The following is a 16,998-nucleotide window of genomic DNA, read 5'->3' on the forward strand; positions in this document are numbered from 1 at the left end:
CTGAGAATTGCCGCACCTAACCTTAGAACAAGATCGCCCACCCGGGTTGCGCTCAGACCCGAATGTGGCATGAGTGAGATCCGTTTTGAACCTTAACGCCGAAAAAACCGGCAGGGTGGGGAAGTGTCCGACACGCCGTCCGCGCGTGGCGAACGACAGCGGGCTGCGGGCCCTCACGCGGAGTCCCCACCCGCGCCGGCGTCATTCCCTTGCGGGGTCTGCGCAGGTCAGTCGGTGTCGAGTCGGGCGCGGATCGCTTCGCGGAGCACGTCCCGGTCGTCGAAGGGGAGGATGCGGTCCCCCACGTGCTGGCCGCGTTCGTGCCCTTTGCCGGCCACGACCACGACGTCTCCGGGCTGGGCACGGGCCACGGCCAGTTCGATCGCGGTCCGCCGGTCCGGTTCCACGGTGATGCGGGCGCGCTGCGCGACAGGCACTTTCGCCACGCCTTCAAGCATGCTGGTGATAATGGTGACCGGGTCTTCGCTGCGCGGGTTGTCGTCGGTGAGGATGACCGCGTCGGCCAGGCGGGCCGCTGCCTCGCCCATGAGCGGGCGTTTCCCCCGGTCGCGGTCGCCGCCGCAGCCCACGACGATGGTGAGGCGCCCTTCGGTGATGGGGCGCAGCGATGTGAGAACCGCCTCAATCGCCCCGGGTTTGTGCGAATAGTCGACGATGGCGGTGAAGTCCTGTCCTTCGTCGACCCGTTCCATGCGGCCCGGCACGCCGCGGGCCGCGGCCACGCCTGCCACCGCGGTGGGGAGCGGCACTCCCGCTTCGATGAGGGCGACGATCGCGGCCATGGCGTTGGCGACGTTGAACGGGCCCGGCAGCCGCACGGAAGCGTCCATGGCCATGCCTCCGGGGCCGACCACCCGGAACCGGCTGCCGCCCGCTTCGAGCACGACGTCGGTGGCATACCAGTCCGCTGCCGTGTCGCCGGTGGCGGAGAACGTGGTGACGGGGATCGCGCCCTGTTCGGTGATCCGGTCGATGAGGGTCCGCCCGAAGGAGTCGTCCCGGTTGACCACGGCGACTTTGGCGAATTCGGGAGTGAACAGCCGCGCTTTGGTTTCGAAGTAGTCGTGCAGGTCGGCGTGGAAGTCCAAGTGGTCCTGGGAGAGGTTGGTGAACACGGCGACGTCGTAGCGCACTCCGGCCACCCGGCCCAGGGCCAGGGCGTGGCTGGAGACTTCCATGGCGGCGCCGGCCACGTCGCGCTCCCGCATGAGGGCGAACAGGCCGTGCAGTTCGGTGGCCTCCGGGGTGGTCAGGGAAGAGTCGATGCGCTCGTCGTCGACCCGGATCTCCACGGTGCCGACCAGACCGGTGCGCATTCCTGCCTCGCGCAGCCCGGATTCCACCAGGTAGCTGACCGTGGTCTTGCCGCTGGTTCCGGTGGTGCCGATGAGCAGCAGTTCCCGAGCCGGATGGCCGTAGATCCAGGCGGCCACGTCCCCGAGCCGGGAGCGGGGGTCGGGCACGGTGATGACGGGCAGCCGGGTGGCGGCGGCGCGGTCGTATCCAGCGGGGTCGGTGAGCACAGCCGCCGCGCCGGCGCGGGCTGCCTGGGCGGCGAATTTAGCGCCGTGGACACGCTGCCCTTGGACGGCCACGTACAGGTCCCCGGGGCGTACCGCGCGGGAGTCGTGGGTGACACCGGTCACCACCACCGAGTCCACGCTGCTGGCCTGTTCGAGGTCAGTAGCGGCAGGGGTGGGCGCGGTGCCCAGGGGCGGCTCCGCGGGGTCGACACAAGTAACGAAGGCGTCCGGTCCGAGCAGTGGGACGAGTTCGGAGAGCAGACGTGGCTGGACGTGTTCGGGTCGCATTACGGGTGACACCTCGTGAGGTTATCGGTTCACCGCTAGTGGAGGTCAACGTCGCGCAGGAGCCGGGGCGCACCGGTACCGCCCCCGGCTTCCGGGCCCGCCGCGGCGCAACGTGCGGGTAGAGCCGGGATTGGGCCGTTGACCTCGTATCGTGCGGATGCCCGACAGCATCGGGTACCGCGCGGTGGTGTGGCAAGCGTCTCCGGCCGGTGTGTCCTGTTTCGTAGGAGGCCGGGCGTGGATCACTCCATGAGACGCAGCGGGGGACGCTCGGTCTGGGTCGGGGGGATGCGCGCGGTTTTGAGCGCGAACGACATCACGTCGGTGAAGACCGGGGTCGCCGCCTCACCCCCGTAGTACTCGCCTTTCGGGCTGTGCAGGACCACGGAGACCACGAGTTCGGGGTCGTCGGCGGGGGCGAAACCCACAAAGGAGCTGACGTAGCCGCCGCCCTGGTATTTGCCGGTTTCCGGGTTGATCCGGTTGGCGGTGCCGGTTTTGCCGCCGACCCGGTAGCCCTCGACGCGGGCTTGGGGGGCGGTGCCCGTCTCCTCGGTGACGGCTTCCAGCATCAACCGGAGGTCGGCAGCGGTGTCCGCGCTGATCACCCGTTCGCTTTCCGGGTCGGGTGCGGCTTCGAATTCGCCGTCGGCGTCCTCCATGCCCGCGATGAGTGTGGGGGCCACGCGGACCCCGTCGTTGGCGATCGTGGCGTACACGCTGGCCAGTTGCACGGCGTTGACCGACACGCTGTGGCCGAAGGAGACCGACGGCAGGTCAGTGCCGGACCAGTGCTCCGGCGCGGTGAGGATGCCCGTGTTCTCCCCGGGAAGGTCCAGCCCGGTGGGCTGGCCGACACCGAAACGCCGCAGGTACTCGTACATTTTCTCGGCACCCACCTTTTCACCGATCTGGATGGCCCCCACGTTGCTGGAGGTGGCCATGATCCCGTTGACGGTGAGCCGCTGGGTTGGGTGCGGGTTGGCGTCCCGGAACACCTGGTCGTAGCGGCGGATCGAGCTGGGCACGGTGAAGACGGTGTCCGGGGTCACCAGTCCTTCTTCGAGGGCCGCGGCCACGGTGATGACTTTGGCGGTGCTGCCCGGTTCGAACGCGTCCGCCACAGCGCCGTTGCGGCGCTGTTCGGCGCTGACCGCGGAGAAGTTGTTCGGATCGTAGGTGGGGTAGTTGGCCATCGCTCTGATCTGGCCGTCGCGGGTCATCACCACCACGGAGCCTGCTTCCGCGTCGAGCTCCTCCACGCGCCTGTTCAACGCCTGCTGGGCGTACCACTGCAGGTCCAGGTCGAGGGTGAGCCGGACGGTGCGGCCCGGGACCGGCTCCCGGATGAGGCCGCCCGCCATGGGAATCTGGGTGCCGTCGCTGCCCACCTCCACCTGTTGCTGGCCGGCCTCCCCGGCGAGTGTGGAGTCCAGGACGGCTTCCAGTCCTTCCAGGCCGTGGCCGTCGAGGCCCACGAAGCCGACGAGGTTGGCGGCGCCGGTCTCTTCCGGGTAGACGCGCTTGTAGTCGCGTTCCGCGGAGACGCCGTGGAAGCCGAGTTCGCGGATCTCCTTCCATTCTTCGATCGGCACGCCGCGCTGCACGACCTCGTAACGGGACGGGCGGCCGTCGACGCGGGCGTTGAGCTTGGCGACGATCTCCTCGGGAGGCAGGTCGAAGCGGCGGGACAGTTCCTGGACGATCTCTTCGCGCTGGTCGTCGCGTACTTCAGCCGGGTCGAGGAAGACGGTGCGGACCTCCACGGACATGGCGAAGGGCCGCCCCGCCATGTCGGTGATATCGCCGCGCACGGTGGGGATTTCGATGGTGGTGAGACGCAGGTTGGCGGCCGCCTCGGCGTAGTCGTCGGCGTTGAAGCCTTGGATCTGCACCAGCCGGGCCGCGAAAAGGAGCAGCACGGTGCCGAGGATGGCGCCCATGACCCGGATGCGCGGCTGGATCGCGCCGCGGCGGAACCGGCGGCGCAGCGGGGAGCGGATGCTCGGGGCGGGGGGCGGCCGGCGCCCCGCCGAGGCGCCGGTGCGGTTGCGCGGCACAGCGCGTCGCCGCGCCGCCTCGGCGCTCGGCCGGGGAGAGCGCCGTGCAGGCTGCGCGGAACGCGGTCGGTGCCCGTGCCGGCTGCGTGCTGCCGCTGCCGGCCGGCGCGGATCTTTGGGACTGCGGTCGCGCGGTGTGCTCACCGGTGTACTGTTCCCCCCTGCTCAGTGGCCTGCCACAGTGGTGCGGTCCAGTCCGTGCCTGATCACTCGCCGGTGCTGCGTGGGTTTTCGGTGATCTGGCCGCTGTCGAGGTCGAGGAACTGGGGCTCCTCGCCGGGGTACATCCCCATTTCCTCGGCTGCTTTAGCGATCGCCTCAGGCGATTCTGCCCGCATGACCTGTTCGCGCAGGGTCTGCTCCTGCTGGCTGAGTTCCCGGTTCTCCCGTTGCAGGGTGGCGATCTCGAAGGTGTCTTCGGCCAGCACAGCGTGCAGCATCAGCAGGGTGATCATCGCCCCGCCGAGCAGGCCGAGGACAAGGAGCACGAACGGCAGGCGGGGCGCGGACGGGCGGGTGCGCGGCCCGCTCCGGGCCGCCGCGGGGTGTCCGGCGCGCGGCCGCGGCCGGGCCGTGCGGGACGTGCTCTGTGCAGTCTTCGTGCGCTCTACGGTCTTGGTCTCCACTGTGTTCTCCCGGACGCCATCGTGGGTGTGGCTTCCCGTGGGAAGCCCGTGTGCGGGCCCTGGCGGGCCGGTGGTCACGGCTCCCGTGTCCGCTCCGCGGCCCGCAGCCGGGCCGACGCTGCGCGGGGGTTGGCGGCAGTCTCCTGTTCGGTGGGGAGTTCGGCTCCCCGGGTGAGGAGGCGCAGTTCCGGCTGCCGGTCCGGGAGGGGCACGGGAAGTCCGGGCGGGGTGCTGTCGGTGCTCAGCTCGGTGAGGACCCGCTTGGTGATGCGGTCTTCGAGGGAGTGGTAGGACAGCACCACGATGCGTCCGGCTACAGCGAGACGGGAGAGTGCCGCGGGAAGGGCGCGTTCCAGGATGGAGAGTTCGGAGTTGACTTCGATCCGCAGCGCTTGGAAAGCGCGTTTCGCGGGGTGGCCTCCGCTGCGGCGGGCTGCCGCGGGGATGGCGGAGCGGACCAGGTCCGCGAGCACCCCGGTGGTGCGCACCGGTTCTTTGGCGCGCTGCCGCACGATGGCCTGGGCGATCCGGGCGGCGAACCGCTCCTCGCCGTAGACGCGGAAGATCCGGGTGAGTTCGCTTGCGGGATAGGTGTTGACGATGTCGGCCGCGGTGCGCTCCTGGGTGCGGTCCATGCGCATGTCGAGCGGCGCGTCATAGGAGTAGGCGAAGCCCCGTTCGGCTTCGTCGAGTTGGGGGGAGGACACGCCCAGGTCGAACAGGAGTCCGTGGACCCGGTCGATCCCGAGCTCGTCCAGGATGCGGGGGATGTCGGAGTAGACGGCGTGCACCAGGTCGATGCGGTCCGCGTAGGGGGCGAGCCGCTGCCGGGCGCGTTCCAGTGCGGTGGTGTCGCGGTCCACACCCACCAGGCGGAGGCCAGGGTGGGCACGGAGCAGTGCCTCGGCGTGCCCGCCGAGGCCGAGGGTGCCGTCCACAGCAATCGCGCCGGGCTGCTGGAGAGCCGGCGCGAGAAGTTCCACCACCCGCTCCAGCATGACCGGTACGTGCGCTGGGGCGGGGCTGCCGCGGTGCTGTGGTGCGCTCTGCGGCGCGTCGCCTGTCACTGACGTCTCCCCCCTGTCGTCGCCTCCCCCGTTCCCGCCTGGCCGTCGTTCCCGGACCGGGTGCGACCAGACCTCCAGACACACCTACCGGAAGCGGTCGCGAGGACCCTGCTGGCCACCTGGCGCCGGGGAAGATGCGCCAGGTGAGACCTGGTCGGCCGCGTCTGGAGGCCTGGACCCGACAGAGATGACGGTCGTGACCTCTGGTGTGGCTCGCGGCGCTGCTGATGTGGTGGCGCTGCAGTCCCGTGAGGTCACAGCACCCCCGGCAACACCTCCTCTGCCAGTTCCGCAAAGACCTGCTCCTGCTCGGCCTCGTAGTCGGCCCAGGTCTGGGCGTCCCAGATTTCCAGGCGCGTGTTGGCCCCGATGACCACGCAGTCCCGGTTGAGGCCGGCGTAGGCGCGCAGGTTGGCCGGTATGGTGACCCGACCTTGCCGGTCGGGAAGCTCGTTGGAGGCGCTCGCGAAGAAGACACGGCTGTAATCGCGTACCGCTTTAGCCGTGACGGGGGCTGCGCGGAGGACTTGGGTGATCCGTTCGAACTCCCGGATCGGGAAGACGTAGAGGCAGCGTTCTTGCCCCTTGGTCACCACCAGCCCGCCCGCGAGTTCGTCGCGGTACTTCGCGGGAAGGAACATGCGTCCCTTCTCATCGAGACGCGGCGAGTGCGTGCCGAGAAACATCGTCTTCTTCACTCCCGAGTCACCGCGACGACGCTTTCCTCCACTTGGCTCCACTGTACTCCACTTTCCTCCACCGTCAACAGCAAGCCGCCCTCTAAACCCGGAGAAACACGACAAAACCGCAGGTGATACGGGGTGGATGAAGGTGGAGGAACTGTGCGAGCCCTGGTGGTTTCCCGGCCGCGCGCGGCCGACACCGGCGCCGCGCCACGGCGTGTCCCCGCCCCGTTCTTGTTTGCAAACCTCCGCTTTGGCCCTAGCCTCGTGTTGGACAGTCACGACATGACGAGGGGGACACGTGTCGCTCGACACCTGGGTGGGCGGTCCCGCCGACAGTCCCGTAGGCGTCAGCGGCCTTCTGGCCCCCGCCCACCGGGTCCGGTCGGCGATCGAAACCGTGATCACCGGAAAACCTGAGGTCATCCGGATCACGCTGACCGTCCTGCTGGCCGAGGGGCACTTGTTGATCGAAGACGTCCCAGGCGTGGGAAAGACCATGCTGGCCAAGGCGTTGGGGCGGGCCGTCGACTGCACAGTGAGCCGGGTGCAGTTCACCCCTGACCTGCTGCCCAGCGACATCACGGGGGTCAGCGTCTACCACCAGCAGCGGCGGGAGTTCGAGTTCCGTCCCGGGCCGGTGTTCGCCAACATCGTGCTGGGCGACGAGATCAACCGGGCCTCCCCGAAAACCCAGTCCGCGCTCCTGGAGTGCATGGAAGAGGGGCAGGTCAGTGTGGACGGGGTCACGCGGCGGCTCGCCAGGCCGTTCATGGTGATCGCCACCCAGAACCCCGTAGACACCGAGGTGGAGGGCACGTATCCGCTCCCCGAAGCGCAGCGGGACCGGTTCATGGCGCGCGTCTCCATGGGGTACCCCGACCCGCGCGCGGAACTCGCCATGATCGACGCCCACGCGGCGCACTCCCCCCTCGACCAGCTCACCCCGGTGACCACGGTCGCCGAAGTGAACGCGATGATCGAACGGATCCGGCGCATCTACGTCGCCCCCGCCATCAAGCGCTACGCTCTGGACCTGGTCACCGCCACGCGGACCACGCCGGCCCTGTCCCTGGGGGCGTCCCCGCGGGCGACGTTGCACTTGGTGCGGGCCGCCCGCGCCTACGCTGCCTTGGACGGCCGCGACTACGTGCTCCCCGACGACATCCAGGCGCTCGCCGTTCCCGTGCTGGCGCACCGCCTGCTGCCCAACCCTGCGCTGCACCGGCCGCCCGCCGAAGTGGTCAATGAACTGGTGGCCCAAGTTCCCATCCCCACCCACAGTTGACGCTTGGTAAGGACACGACCGGGACGGTGGACGTACTGCGTGCTCTCACCCCGCGCGGGTGGACCTTGGTGGCTGTGGGGGCAGCGGTCGGGGTCGGCGCGCTGCTGCTTGCCGAACGCGACCTGCTGCGCGTCGCCGTCCTCGTCGTCTCGCTCCCGCTCGTCAGCCTGGTGCTGCTGGCGGTGAGCGCGCCCCGGCGTGTGACGCACACCCGCACGCTGTCCGCGGCACGCCTCCCCGTGGGGACGGAGTGCCAGGCCACGGTCACCCTGTCCTATTCGGACAACCGGTGGCCGCTGCCCGCCGGGCCGGTCCTCGTCGAAGACCGGCTGCCGCCCGCGCTCGGCGCATCGCCTCGCTTCACTCTGGGACTGCTCCGTCCCGGGGAGCAGCGGACCCTGTCCTATCTGCTGGCTGCGCAGGTGCGCGGCCGCCACTCGATCGGCCCGCTCGTCGTGGGGGTCACCGATCCGCTGGGCTGTGCCCGGCTCACTCGGACCCTCGACCCGCAGACGCCGCTGCTGGTGTTCCCCCGGACCGTGGACCTGCCTGCCGTCCCGCTGCCCGGTACAGCCCTGGTGGACGGCCAGCGGCCCCGCCCGGTGCCCACCGGGCCGGAGGCGGGGACCATGCCCCGCCCCTACCGCCCCGGGGACGATGTACGCCGCGTGCACTGGCGGTCCACAGCGCGGCGCGGCCACCTCATGGTGCGCGGGGAAGAACAGCCCTACCGCGATCGCAGTACCCTTCTCGTGGACCTTCGCGCTGCCGCGCACACCGTCCTCCCCGCCGCGTCGTCGCTGGAGGAGACGGTGGCCCTGGCCGCGTCGATCGCGGTCCACCTCGTGGACCGGGGACACCAGCTCAGACTGCTGGGCGTGGCTGCCGCAGCCGCGTCCCCCGCCCACCGCGACGCCGTGCTGGACCTGTTCGCCCTCGCCCAGCCCGTGCCGGAGCCGTCCCTGCTGGCGGAGATCACCCGCCTGTCGCGCAGCCCGGCCGAGGGCCGCGGCGTCCTCGTCGCCGTGGTGGGAGCGCTCACAAGCGACGAAGTCGCCGCCCTCGCGGCCTGCGCGGCCGACCGGACCCGGCCGCGGATCGCGGTGCTTGCGCCGCAGGCCGCGTGGACCGACCAGGAGCGTGACCGTGCCGCAGGCCGCCTCGCGGACGCGGGATGGCGGGTGCTGTGTCCCCATCAGCTCGACGACTTGCCTGACCTGTGGCGGAGTTCGGGGGAGGCACGGTGAGACCCGTCAAGGAGGCGCTTCTAGCGGCCCTGCTCTCGCTCACCACGGCGGCTTCCGCTCTGTGCATGCTCCCCCTCTTGGGACCGCTGTTCGCGGACGCGGACTGGTGGACGCGGCCGGCGAGCGCAGCGGTCACCGTGGCAGCCGCGGGCGCGGTCACCCAGTGGATCCGCGTCCCCGCAGTGGTCACCCCTCTCGTGCAACTGGTGGCGCTGGCCATCACCGTGACCGCGCACGTGCTGCGGGACACCGCACCCTTGGGCATCCTCCCCACACCGGGCGTGGTCGACCAGATCATCGCGCTCGCGTTCTCCGGGGTCGCGGACATTCAGACCCATGTCATCCCGGTGCCGGCCACGGACGGAATCGTCCTGCTGGTGACGTTGCTGCTGGGCGTCCTCACCATTTCTGCCCACTGGATCGCGGTCACCCTCCGTGTGCCCGGTGTGGCCGCGGCCGCCCTGTTGTCCCTGATCGCGGTACCCTTGACCGTCCACCACGAAGGGGTGGACGGGGCCGCGTTCACCTGGGCCGCGGTGGGGTTCCTGCTGCTGTTCGCCGGGGACTCGCTGGTCCGGACCGTCTCCTGGGAGGCGGGGGCGTGGACCGCTGCCGCGGCAGGGCTGTGGGGCCTGGGCGTGACCGGAACCGCCGCGGTCTGCATCGTGCTGGCCCTGCTGGTGCCCGCGCTCCTGCCCGGCGTCAGCAACGGCTCCGTGTTCTCCCTGATCAACCAGTTGCGGTCGGGTGGGCGCACGGTGAGCACCGTGGACCCGCTGACGAGTCTGCGGGGCACACTCACCTCGACCGGGAACCGCCGTGTCCTGGAGTACCGGACCAGCGACCCCGCCCCCGAGTACCTGCGCACCCACGTGCTCGACTCGTTCAACGGGGAAACCTGGACCATGTCCCCGGTCGAAGCCTCCACCAAGGACCTGCTCAACGGGACTATCCCGCACCCGCCAGGGTTCTCCACCGGCTCGGATGCGGAATCGGTGGTCACCGACATCACGATCTCCACCGAGGCGCGGGGTATGGACTTCCTGCCGCTGCCCTACCCCAGCCGGGACGTGCAGGTGAACGGCGAATGGTATGTGGACCCTGAGACGCTCATGGTGTTCTCCCCCAACGACGACGCCGCCGGGCTCACCTACCGGGTCACCAGCATCTCGTCCGTGCCGGACGAGGACGCGCTGCGCGCGGCCCCCGCCGCCACCGCGTTCCGGGTCGACCAGCGGTACGTGGACCTTCCACCGCTGTCGCAGGAGGTCACCCAGCTGATCGAGGAGATCACGTCGGGCGCGGACTCCCCCTTCGACCAGGCGCTCGCGCTGCAAGCGTGGTTCACCAGCGGGGAATTCACCTACGACCTGGACCCGCCCCGGGTCCCCGACAACGCGGACCCGCTCGCCTACTTCCTGCTGGACAGCAAGACCGGGTACTGCCAGCATTTCGCGTCAGCGATGGCGGTCATGGCCCGGTACGTGGGGATTCCCGCGCGGGTCGCCGTCGGGTACACCTCGGGGGAGCGCATCGGCTCCGGGCATTGGATGGTGCGGGAGAGCGACGCCCACGCCTGGCCGGAACTGTACTTCGCGAACTACGGCTGGCTGCGTTTCGAACCCACGCCGGGTGAAGGCCAGCCTAACGCTGCGGTCCCCGAGTACGCTGCGACCGTCCCGGAGCGGGCCCCCGTCCACGAGCCGTCGCCGCACGACTCGGAGCCTGCGTCGCCGTCTGCTCCCGCACCGCAGGACACTCCTGCGCAGCCGTCCGCCCCGGAAGAAACCCGCGAGCCCGCGGAGCCTTCCGCGGCAGAATCCACTCCTGCGCCGGGCACAGGAGCGCCCCGCACGGATGCCGTCCTCACCAACGCCGGGATCGTTGCGGCAGCAGCAGCCCTGATGCTGGTGCTGCCCGCGCTCCTGCGCCGCCTGGTGCGTCTGCTGCGGTGGCGGCGGGCTGCCGACGTGCCCGCACACGTGCGTGCCGCCTGGTCAGAACTGCGCGACGACTTGATCGACCTGGGCTGGGAGTGGAACCCGGCGCACAGCCCGCGCACCGTGGAACGCCTCTTGGTCTCCCAGGGGCGGGTCACCCCGCAGGCTCGGGACGCGCTGCACCGGATCGTGACAGCCGAGGAGGCGGCACGCTACGCCCCGCGTCCTCCCGCTGCTTCCCACCTGGCCGACGACTGCCGTACTGTGCGGCGGGCGCTCGCCGCATCGTTTCCCCGCACGTCCCGGATTCGCGCGCTGTTCCTCCCCCGCTCGCTGTGGCAGGCCCCCCACCTGCGCAGCCCGGAGGTTTCGGGCACAGCCGGGCGTGTGGGCCGTGCTCCCCGCCGCGACCCACACGCGTGACGTCACACGGGCGACTGGTCAGCGCCTGCGGGGGTGTTCTTACTGTTCGCCTTCCTGGCGGCGACGCCAGCGTTCTTCCAACCGATCCATCATGCCGGGGCGCTGCTGGCGCTTGGACCCTCTGTCGATGGTGAAAGAGCTGCTTCCGGCGGCACGCCGCCACCCGGACAGCCCCCACAGCGCGCACACCAACATGATGAGGAAGCCGGCAACACTGACCGGTACTGTCTGGAAGACCATGCCTCCCAGGAGGAGGCCGATGCCGGCCACGAAGCCGATCGACGCCTTGATGAGCCGACGCTTGTAGTGGACCTGCGGGTTCGTCTGCCGCACGGTGTGAGCGAACTTCGGGTCCTCCGCATACAGCGCCCGCTCGATCTGTTCGAGCATGCGCTGCTCGTGTTCAGAGAGCGGCACGGCGCCTCCCAAAAGCAGTCCCCGGGTGGGGCAACGGGTGCTGAACAACTATCTGATGGCCAGTGATATGCCCAGAATACGGGGACTTAGCGCTCGGTGAAAAGAAAAGATGTGCGCACGAGCCCCTTCCGTCTACCACAGTACCTTCGACCACACTGGCTTCCACTCGCCTGCCCGCCCTCCCGTCACTCCGGGGAATCGTATTCCTGGTCCGCCTCTCGGACCGCCTCACCCTCTACAACGCTCGCAGGGGGGAAAACCTGCCGCGTCATACGTCATCTTCCTCACATAATGCCAGTGATGCTGGTCGGAGGGCACCGGTTCCGAAACGGCGCACCACTTCGTCTTGCAGCCGCTCCACGGCGCGCCACCCCGGGCCTTCCTCATCCAGCGCCAACTGGTGGTGGACACGGTCGGCACTGACCAGCCCTTCCACCCGCACCCCGACGAGACGCAGCGGGGCGCCCACCAGTCCGGAGGCAGCATAGAGCTCCCGGGCCACCGCGGCGATCTGCCGGGCCACATCGGTGGGCTCCGGCAGGGTGCGGGAACGGGTAACTGTGCTGAAGTCAGCGCGGCGCAGTTTGACCCCCACGGTACGTCCCGCCTGTCCGGAGGCGCGGAGCCGCCGGGCGACTTTCTCGGACAGGCGCAGCAGTTCGCGGCGGATCCGCTCAGGGTCGTGGATGTCGGTGGGGAAGGTCTCCTCCGTGCTCACGCTCTTGTCCACGGTCTCCGGGGTGACCGGCCGGGGATCGTATCCCCACGCGAGTTCCGCGAGCTGGTTTCCGAGCGCCTGCCCCAGTTCGTGGCGGAGCGTATCAGGCGGGGTCCGAGCCACGTCGCCGACCGTGCGCAGCCCCATGCGCCGCAGCGCCTGCTCGGTCCGCTCCCCCACCCCCCACAGGGCGCCGACCGGCAGCGGGTGCAGGAACGCGGTGACGTGCCGGGTGGGGACCACCAGCAGCCCGTCGGGCTTGCAGCGGGTGGAGGCGAGCTTGGCGACGAACTTGGTGGCGGCGATCCCCACCGAGCAAGTCAACCCTTGTTCTGCGCGCATCCGGGCACGGATGAGCTGGGCGATGTGGAGCGGTCCGCCGCCGAGTCGGCGGTCTGCCCCGGCCACGTCCAGGAACGCTTCGTCCACCGAGAGCTGCTCCACCTGCGGGGTGATCGAACGCAGCAGGTCCATCACGCCGGCGGAGACGCGCCGGTACGTCTCGTGGTCGGGCGGGAAGACCACCGCGTGCGGGCAGAGCCGCAGGGCACGGGACATCGGCATCGCAGAGTGGATGCCGTAGCGGCGAGCCTGGTAGTTGGCGGAGGCGACGACCCCGCGCGGCCCGGTGCCGCCGACGAGCACGGGACGCCTGACGACGTCGGGGTGGCGCAGCTCCTCCACGCTCGCGAAGAAGGCGTCCATGTCGATGTGCAGGATGGTGCAGTCGGCGTCGTTGACGGGGTGACCCTCGTACGGGACAATGCCGCGGTCGGTCATGATCCCGCGCATCGGTTCGCCGCGTTCCAACTGTCGACGACTCATCCCACGCCCTCCTGCCCAGCATGGTAGTGGTGCCGGGGCCGCGGAGCAGGGGTAGTGCGCCGAAGCGGGGGCTAGGCGGGACGCCGCGCCATCACATGCAACTGGGTGGCGATTCGCGACAGTTCCGCGTGGGCGGAGGCTGCCTTCTCTACGGCCAGCAGGGTGTCGGGGGTCTGCGGGTCTTCGAACACGCGGCCGGGCAGGAGGTCGCCGAGGATCCGCACCCCGCGTAGTTCGTGCACTTCCAGACCGGCCTCGCGGACGAGTGCGGTGAGCTGCTCCGCGGTGTAGCGGCGCGGCATGGGGTCGCTCGGCCCCCACCGGCCTTCGTTCGACTGCAGGAGGGCCAGCGCATCGGCGAGGTGCCCGGCCAGCGCCCGGTGCAGGACCGCGGCGACCGCGTTCGTCGCGAGCACGCTGACTGCTCCCCGAGGCTGGGTGATGGAGACGACGTCGCGCAGCGCGGTTAGCGGATCGTCCACGTGCTCGACGACGTTGTGCACCAAGACCAGGTGCGCGGACGCTTCAGGCAGCAGTTCCCGCAGGCCTTCCGCGTCCCCTTGGACCGCGTTCACCCGCACCCCGGCTTCGGCAGCGCGGCGTTCCAACGCTGCCAGGGAGTCCGGGCTGGAGTCGACGACCGTGACCCGGTGGCCGAGTCTCGCGAGGGGCACGGCGGCACCCCCGGTGCCGCCGCCCGCATCGACGATGTTCAACGGCTCGACGAACTCCTCTGCCAGGCGTGCCAGCTCGGCGGTCAACGCCTCCCAAACCACTGCGGTGCGTGCGGCGCTGGAGGCGCGCCCGGAGCTGACCTTGGAGGAGTCCACGTTGAGTCCTTTCCCTCCCGCCCCGCTCGGTGGGGCGACGCTACAGCGACAATGATGGCTTCTTTTCCATCAGACGGGAGAGCAGACCGTTGACGAAGACCGGCGATTCGTCAGTGGACAGCTCCTTCGCCATCGCCACTGCCTCCGCGATCGCTACCCCGTCGGGAATGTCATCGGCCCACAGCAGTTCGTAGACGCCGATCCGCAGGATGTTGCGGTCCACCACCGGCATGCGGTCCAGTGTCCAGCCGATGGCGTAGGTCTCCAGGAGTTCATCGATCCGCGCGCGGTGCTCGTCCACTCTGGTGGCGAGCTGCTCGGTGAATTCGTTGATCGGCGGTTCGGTCTGCGCCCGGCGGCGCTCGATGACCTCGGAGACCGGTACCCCGCGGACTTCGGCCTCGTAGAGGATCTCTACCGCACGCACTCGGGCCTTGTGCCGTGACCCACGGCGCCGTGACCCACCCATCAGTTGACGCGACCCAAGTATTCGCCAGTCCGAGTGTCGACCTTGACCTTGTCTCCAGTGGTGACGAACAGCGGCACCTGGATGACGGCCCCGGTCTCCAGCGTGGCGGGCTTGGTGCCGCCGGTGGAGCGGTCGCCTTGCAGACCGGGCTCGGTCTCGGCGATCGTCAGCTCCACGGAGGCCGGAAGCTCGATGTAGAGCGGCGTGCCCTCGTTGACGGCGACCGTCACAATGGCGCTCTCCAGCAGGTAGTTGGCGTTGTCGCCGACCACCTCGCGGGGAACGTAGATCTGGTCGTAGGTCTCGGTGTCCATGAAGATGTAGGAGTCGCCGTCCGAGTAGAGGTACTGCATCTCCCTCTTGTCGACGGTGGCGACCTCGACCTTCACCCCGGCGTTGAAGGTCTTGTCCACGATCTTGCCGGTGGTGACGTTCTTCAGCTTGGTGCGCACGAAAGCGCCGCCCTTACCCGGCTTGACGTGCTGGAATTCAACGACGTTCCACAGCTCACCATCGTCGAGCCGGAGGGTCATGCCGTTCTTCAGGTCGTTCGTCGTCGCCACTTCAGTCGTCTCTCTCAGCCAGTAGGGCACAGTTTCGTGGTTCGCGGCCGCGCTCTTGGGGTGCGCGGCTCCCCGACAAGGGATTCGCTATCCGGTCTGCCCGGTCGAATGCGGGCGATTGTGATGAGCTGCCGGAACCGCTCATGGGTGAGTCTAGTCGGTGTCGGGCGCGTCCGGCGCGACGCCACTCACCGCCTGGTAGGCCTGGGCCAGCAGGGCACCGGAGGGACCGGCCAGGATCGCGGGTGCGGCCACGTCGTCGAGGACGACGAAGCGCAGGGTTGCGCCGCGGGTCTTCTTGTCCACCCGGATCGTGTCCCGCAGGGCGGGCCAGGCGTCGGCGCGGTAGCGCACCGGAAGTCCCACCGATTCCAGGATACGGCGGTGCCGGGCCACGAGCGCCGCATCGATCCGGCCGTCCAGGCGGGCCAGTTCGGCGGCAAAGACCATGCCGATGGAGATCGCGTAGCCGTGCCGGAACGTGTAGTTCTCGGCGCGTTCAATGGCGTGGCCGAGCGTGTGCCCGTAGTTGAGGATCTCGCGGCGTCCGCTTTCGCGCAGGTCAGCGGAGACCACCTCGGCTTTGACCGCGATGGCCCGTTCGATGAGTTCCCGCGTGTGTGCGCCGTCGGGCCGGGTGGCGGCCTCCGGGTCGGCTTCGACCAGGTCCAGGATGACCGGGTCGGCGATGAACCCGGCTTTGATGACCTCGGCGAGGCCGCCGATGTAGTCCTCCCGCGGCAGGGACGGCAGGGTGTCGAGGTCGCACACGACTCCGGCGGGCGGGTGGAACGCGCCGACGAGGTTCTTCCCTTCAGCGGTGTTGATCCCGGTCTTCCCGCCGACCGCGGCGTCGACCATGCCGAGGAGGGTGGTGGGCACGAGGATGGCGCGCACCCCCCGCAGCCAGGTGGCTGCAACGAATCCGGCCAGGTCGGTGGTGGCCCCGCCGCCCACGCCCACGATCACGTCGGTGCGGGTGAAGGCAGCCTGGCCGAGCCGAGCCCACAGGTCTGCGGCCACGGAGACGTCTTTGGCGGCCTCCCCGTCCGGGACGGGGAGCGGGAAGACGTCGTATCCGGCGGTGCGCAGGATCTCGCACACGGGCCGGGCCTTCTCCTCCAGGGTGTCGGGGTGGATGACTGCGACCCGCTGGGCGCGCTCCCCCACGAGGGCGGGCAGTTCTCCCAGGATGCCGTTGCCCACGACTACGTCGTAGGGCGTGGAGGTGCCCCCGACTCCGATGCGGGTGACCGTCATGGCTGCTCCACTCGCTGCTGTACGCCTTGGGTGTTCTCCCCCGGGCAACCGGGAGCGCGGGCGGGCATGCGTTCACCGCAGCGCTGTGTGCCGCCCGTGCCGGTTGCGGGGTGGGCTCAATTTCTGTCGGTTGGGGACGGGCCCCGGGCGTGGGGGATGGCGTTCCCCGGTTTCCGCAGGGCCCGTCGGGTGCCGCGATGGCGGACGTTTCAGTCGCCGGCGGCGGGCAGTTCTTTCGCGATCAGTTCGGCGGCCTCTTCAGGGGTGTGCTCGCTCGTGGAGACGGTGAGCGTGGCGAGGCTCTGGTAGATGGGCAGCCGTTCGCGGAGCAGAGCTTTGAGGCGGGCGCGCGGGTTGCCGAGGAGGAGTGGGCGCGCCGTGTCCAAGCCCACTCGCTTGGCCGCGTCGGCGAACTCCACTTCGAGGTAGACGACGCGGTGGCCGGCGAGGTCGGCGCGGGTCTGCTCGTTGAGGATCGCCCCGCCGCCGAGGGCCACGACCCCGGGGTGGCTGGCTAGGGCTTCTGCGACGACCTCCCGTTCCAAGGCCCGGAACGCTTCTTCACCGTCCTCGACGAAGATGTCGCTGACGGTTTTACCGGCGCGCCGTTCGATCTCGGCGTCGGTGTCGAGCAGGTCGACACCGAGTCGCTCGGCGAGGGCCCGGCCCACGGTGGTCTTGCCCGCACCGGGGGAGCCAATCAGGACCGCGAGGGGTCGGCTGCTCATCGGGAACTCCTTGCACTTCCCA

15 protein-coding genes are annotated in these 16,998 nt (G+C 69.8%); 3 read left to right on the forward strand and 12 right to left on the reverse strand.

What is annotated here, in order from left to right:
* Positions 1-227: 227 nt before the first annotated feature.
* The 5 genes from CW348_RS02875 to mraZ form a co-directional block, all read right to left on the reverse strand.
* Positions 228-1,832, reverse strand: a complete 1,605-nt coding sequence (locus CW348_RS02875; protein ID WP_016188487.1) for a UDP-N-acetylmuramoyl-L-alanyl-D-glutamate--2,6-diaminopimelate ligase — start codon at positions 1,830-1,832, stop codon at positions 228-230.
* Positions 1,833-2,074: 242 nt separating this feature from the next.
* Complete coding sequence (locus CW348_RS02880) at positions 2,075-4,036, reverse strand: penicillin-binding protein 2 (protein WP_287462705.1); 1,962 nt, start codon at positions 4,034-4,036, stop codon at positions 2,075-2,077.
* Between the two features lie 62 nt (positions 4,037-4,098).
* Positions 4,099-4,518, reverse strand: coding sequence for a hypothetical protein (locus CW348_RS02885; protein WP_011291550.1), 420 nt, complete (start codon positions 4,516-4,518; stop codon positions 4,099-4,101).
* 74 nt (positions 4,519-4,592) lie between these two features.
* Entirely contained in the window at positions 4,593-5,585 is a 993-nt protein-coding gene (gene rsmH / locus CW348_RS02890) for a 16S rRNA (cytosine(1402)-N(4))-methyltransferase RsmH (RefSeq protein WP_011291549.1), read from the reverse strand.
* A gap of 254 nt (positions 5,586-5,839) precedes the next feature.
* Positions 5,840-6,271, reverse strand: a complete 432-nt coding sequence (gene mraZ / locus CW348_RS02895; RefSeq protein WP_011291548.1) for a division/cell wall cluster transcriptional repressor MraZ — start codon at positions 6,269-6,271, stop codon at positions 5,840-5,842.
* 298 nt (positions 6,272-6,569) lie between these two features.
* Between mraZ and CW348_RS02900 the strand changes: the two genes are divergently transcribed.
* The 3 genes from CW348_RS02900 to CW348_RS02910 are packed head-to-tail and all read left to right on the forward strand — an operon-like array spanning position 6,570 to position 11,166.
* Positions 6,570-7,556: a MoxR family ATPase gene (locus CW348_RS02900; RefSeq protein ID WP_011291547.1), complete on the forward strand. Its 987-nt coding sequence runs from the start codon at positions 6,570-6,572 to the stop codon at positions 7,554-7,556.
* Between the two features lie 26 nt (positions 7,557-7,582).
* Entirely contained in the window at positions 7,583-8,803 is a 1,221-nt protein-coding gene (locus CW348_RS02905; RefSeq protein WP_104612574.1) for a DUF58 domain-containing protein, read from the forward strand.
* Positions 8,800-11,166 (forward strand): DUF3488 and transglutaminase-like domain-containing protein, encoded by a 2,367-nt coding sequence (locus CW348_RS02910; protein ID WP_255266126.1) that lies wholly within the window; start codon positions 8,800-8,802, stop codon positions 11,164-11,166. Before CW348_RS02905 ends, CW348_RS02910 begins: the two co-directional genes overlap by 4 nt.
* Positions 11,167-11,205: 39 nt before the next feature.
* Here the strand turns inward: CW348_RS02910 and CW348_RS02915 are convergent, their stop codons facing one another.
* The 7 genes from CW348_RS02915 to CW348_RS02945 all read right to left on the reverse strand — a co-directional run bounded on the left by CW348_RS02915 (position 11,206) and on the right by CW348_RS02945 (position 16,976).
* Entirely contained in the window at positions 11,206-11,583 is a 378-nt protein-coding gene (locus CW348_RS02915) for a DUF3040 domain-containing protein (RefSeq protein WP_011291544.1), read from the reverse strand.
* A 268-nt stretch (positions 11,584-11,851) separates the two neighbouring features.
* Positions 11,852-13,126, reverse strand: a complete 1,275-nt coding sequence (locus CW348_RS02920; protein ID WP_287462711.1) for a DNA polymerase IV — start codon at positions 13,124-13,126, stop codon at positions 11,852-11,854.
* A 71-nt stretch (positions 13,127-13,197) separates the two neighbouring features.
* A complete protein-coding gene (locus tag CW348_RS02925) occupies positions 13,198-13,956 on the reverse strand; it encodes a methyltransferase domain-containing protein (protein WP_011291542.1) in 759 nt (252 codons plus the stop codon).
* A gap of 40 nt (positions 13,957-13,996) precedes the next feature.
* A complete protein-coding gene (nusB, locus tag CW348_RS02930; protein WP_011291541.1) occupies positions 13,997-14,425 on the reverse strand; it encodes a transcription antitermination factor NusB in 429 nt (142 codons plus the stop codon).
* Entirely contained in the window at positions 14,425-14,988 is a 564-nt protein-coding gene (gene efp / locus CW348_RS02935) for an elongation factor P (protein WP_011291540.1), read from the reverse strand. The genes nusB and efp overlap by 1 nt, the downstream gene beginning before the upstream one ends.
* A gap of 153 nt (positions 14,989-15,141) precedes the next feature.
* Positions 15,142-16,248 carry a 3-dehydroquinate synthase gene (gene aroB, locus CW348_RS02940; protein WP_104612575.1) on the reverse strand — a complete coding sequence of 369 codons (1,107 nt, stop codon included), beginning with the start codon at positions 16,246-16,248 and terminating at the stop codon, positions 15,142-15,144.
* A 209-nt stretch (positions 16,249-16,457) separates the two neighbouring features.
* Entirely contained in the window at positions 16,458-16,976 is a 519-nt protein-coding gene (locus tag CW348_RS02945; RefSeq protein ID WP_011291538.1) for a shikimate kinase, read from the reverse strand.
* Positions 16,977-16,998: the final 22 nt, after the last annotated feature.

It is taken from the genome of Thermobifida sp. (assembly GCF_017577275.1).
Taxonomy (GTDB): Bacteria; Actinomycetota; Actinomycetes; order Streptosporangiales; family Streptosporangiaceae; genus Thermobifida; species Thermobifida fusca.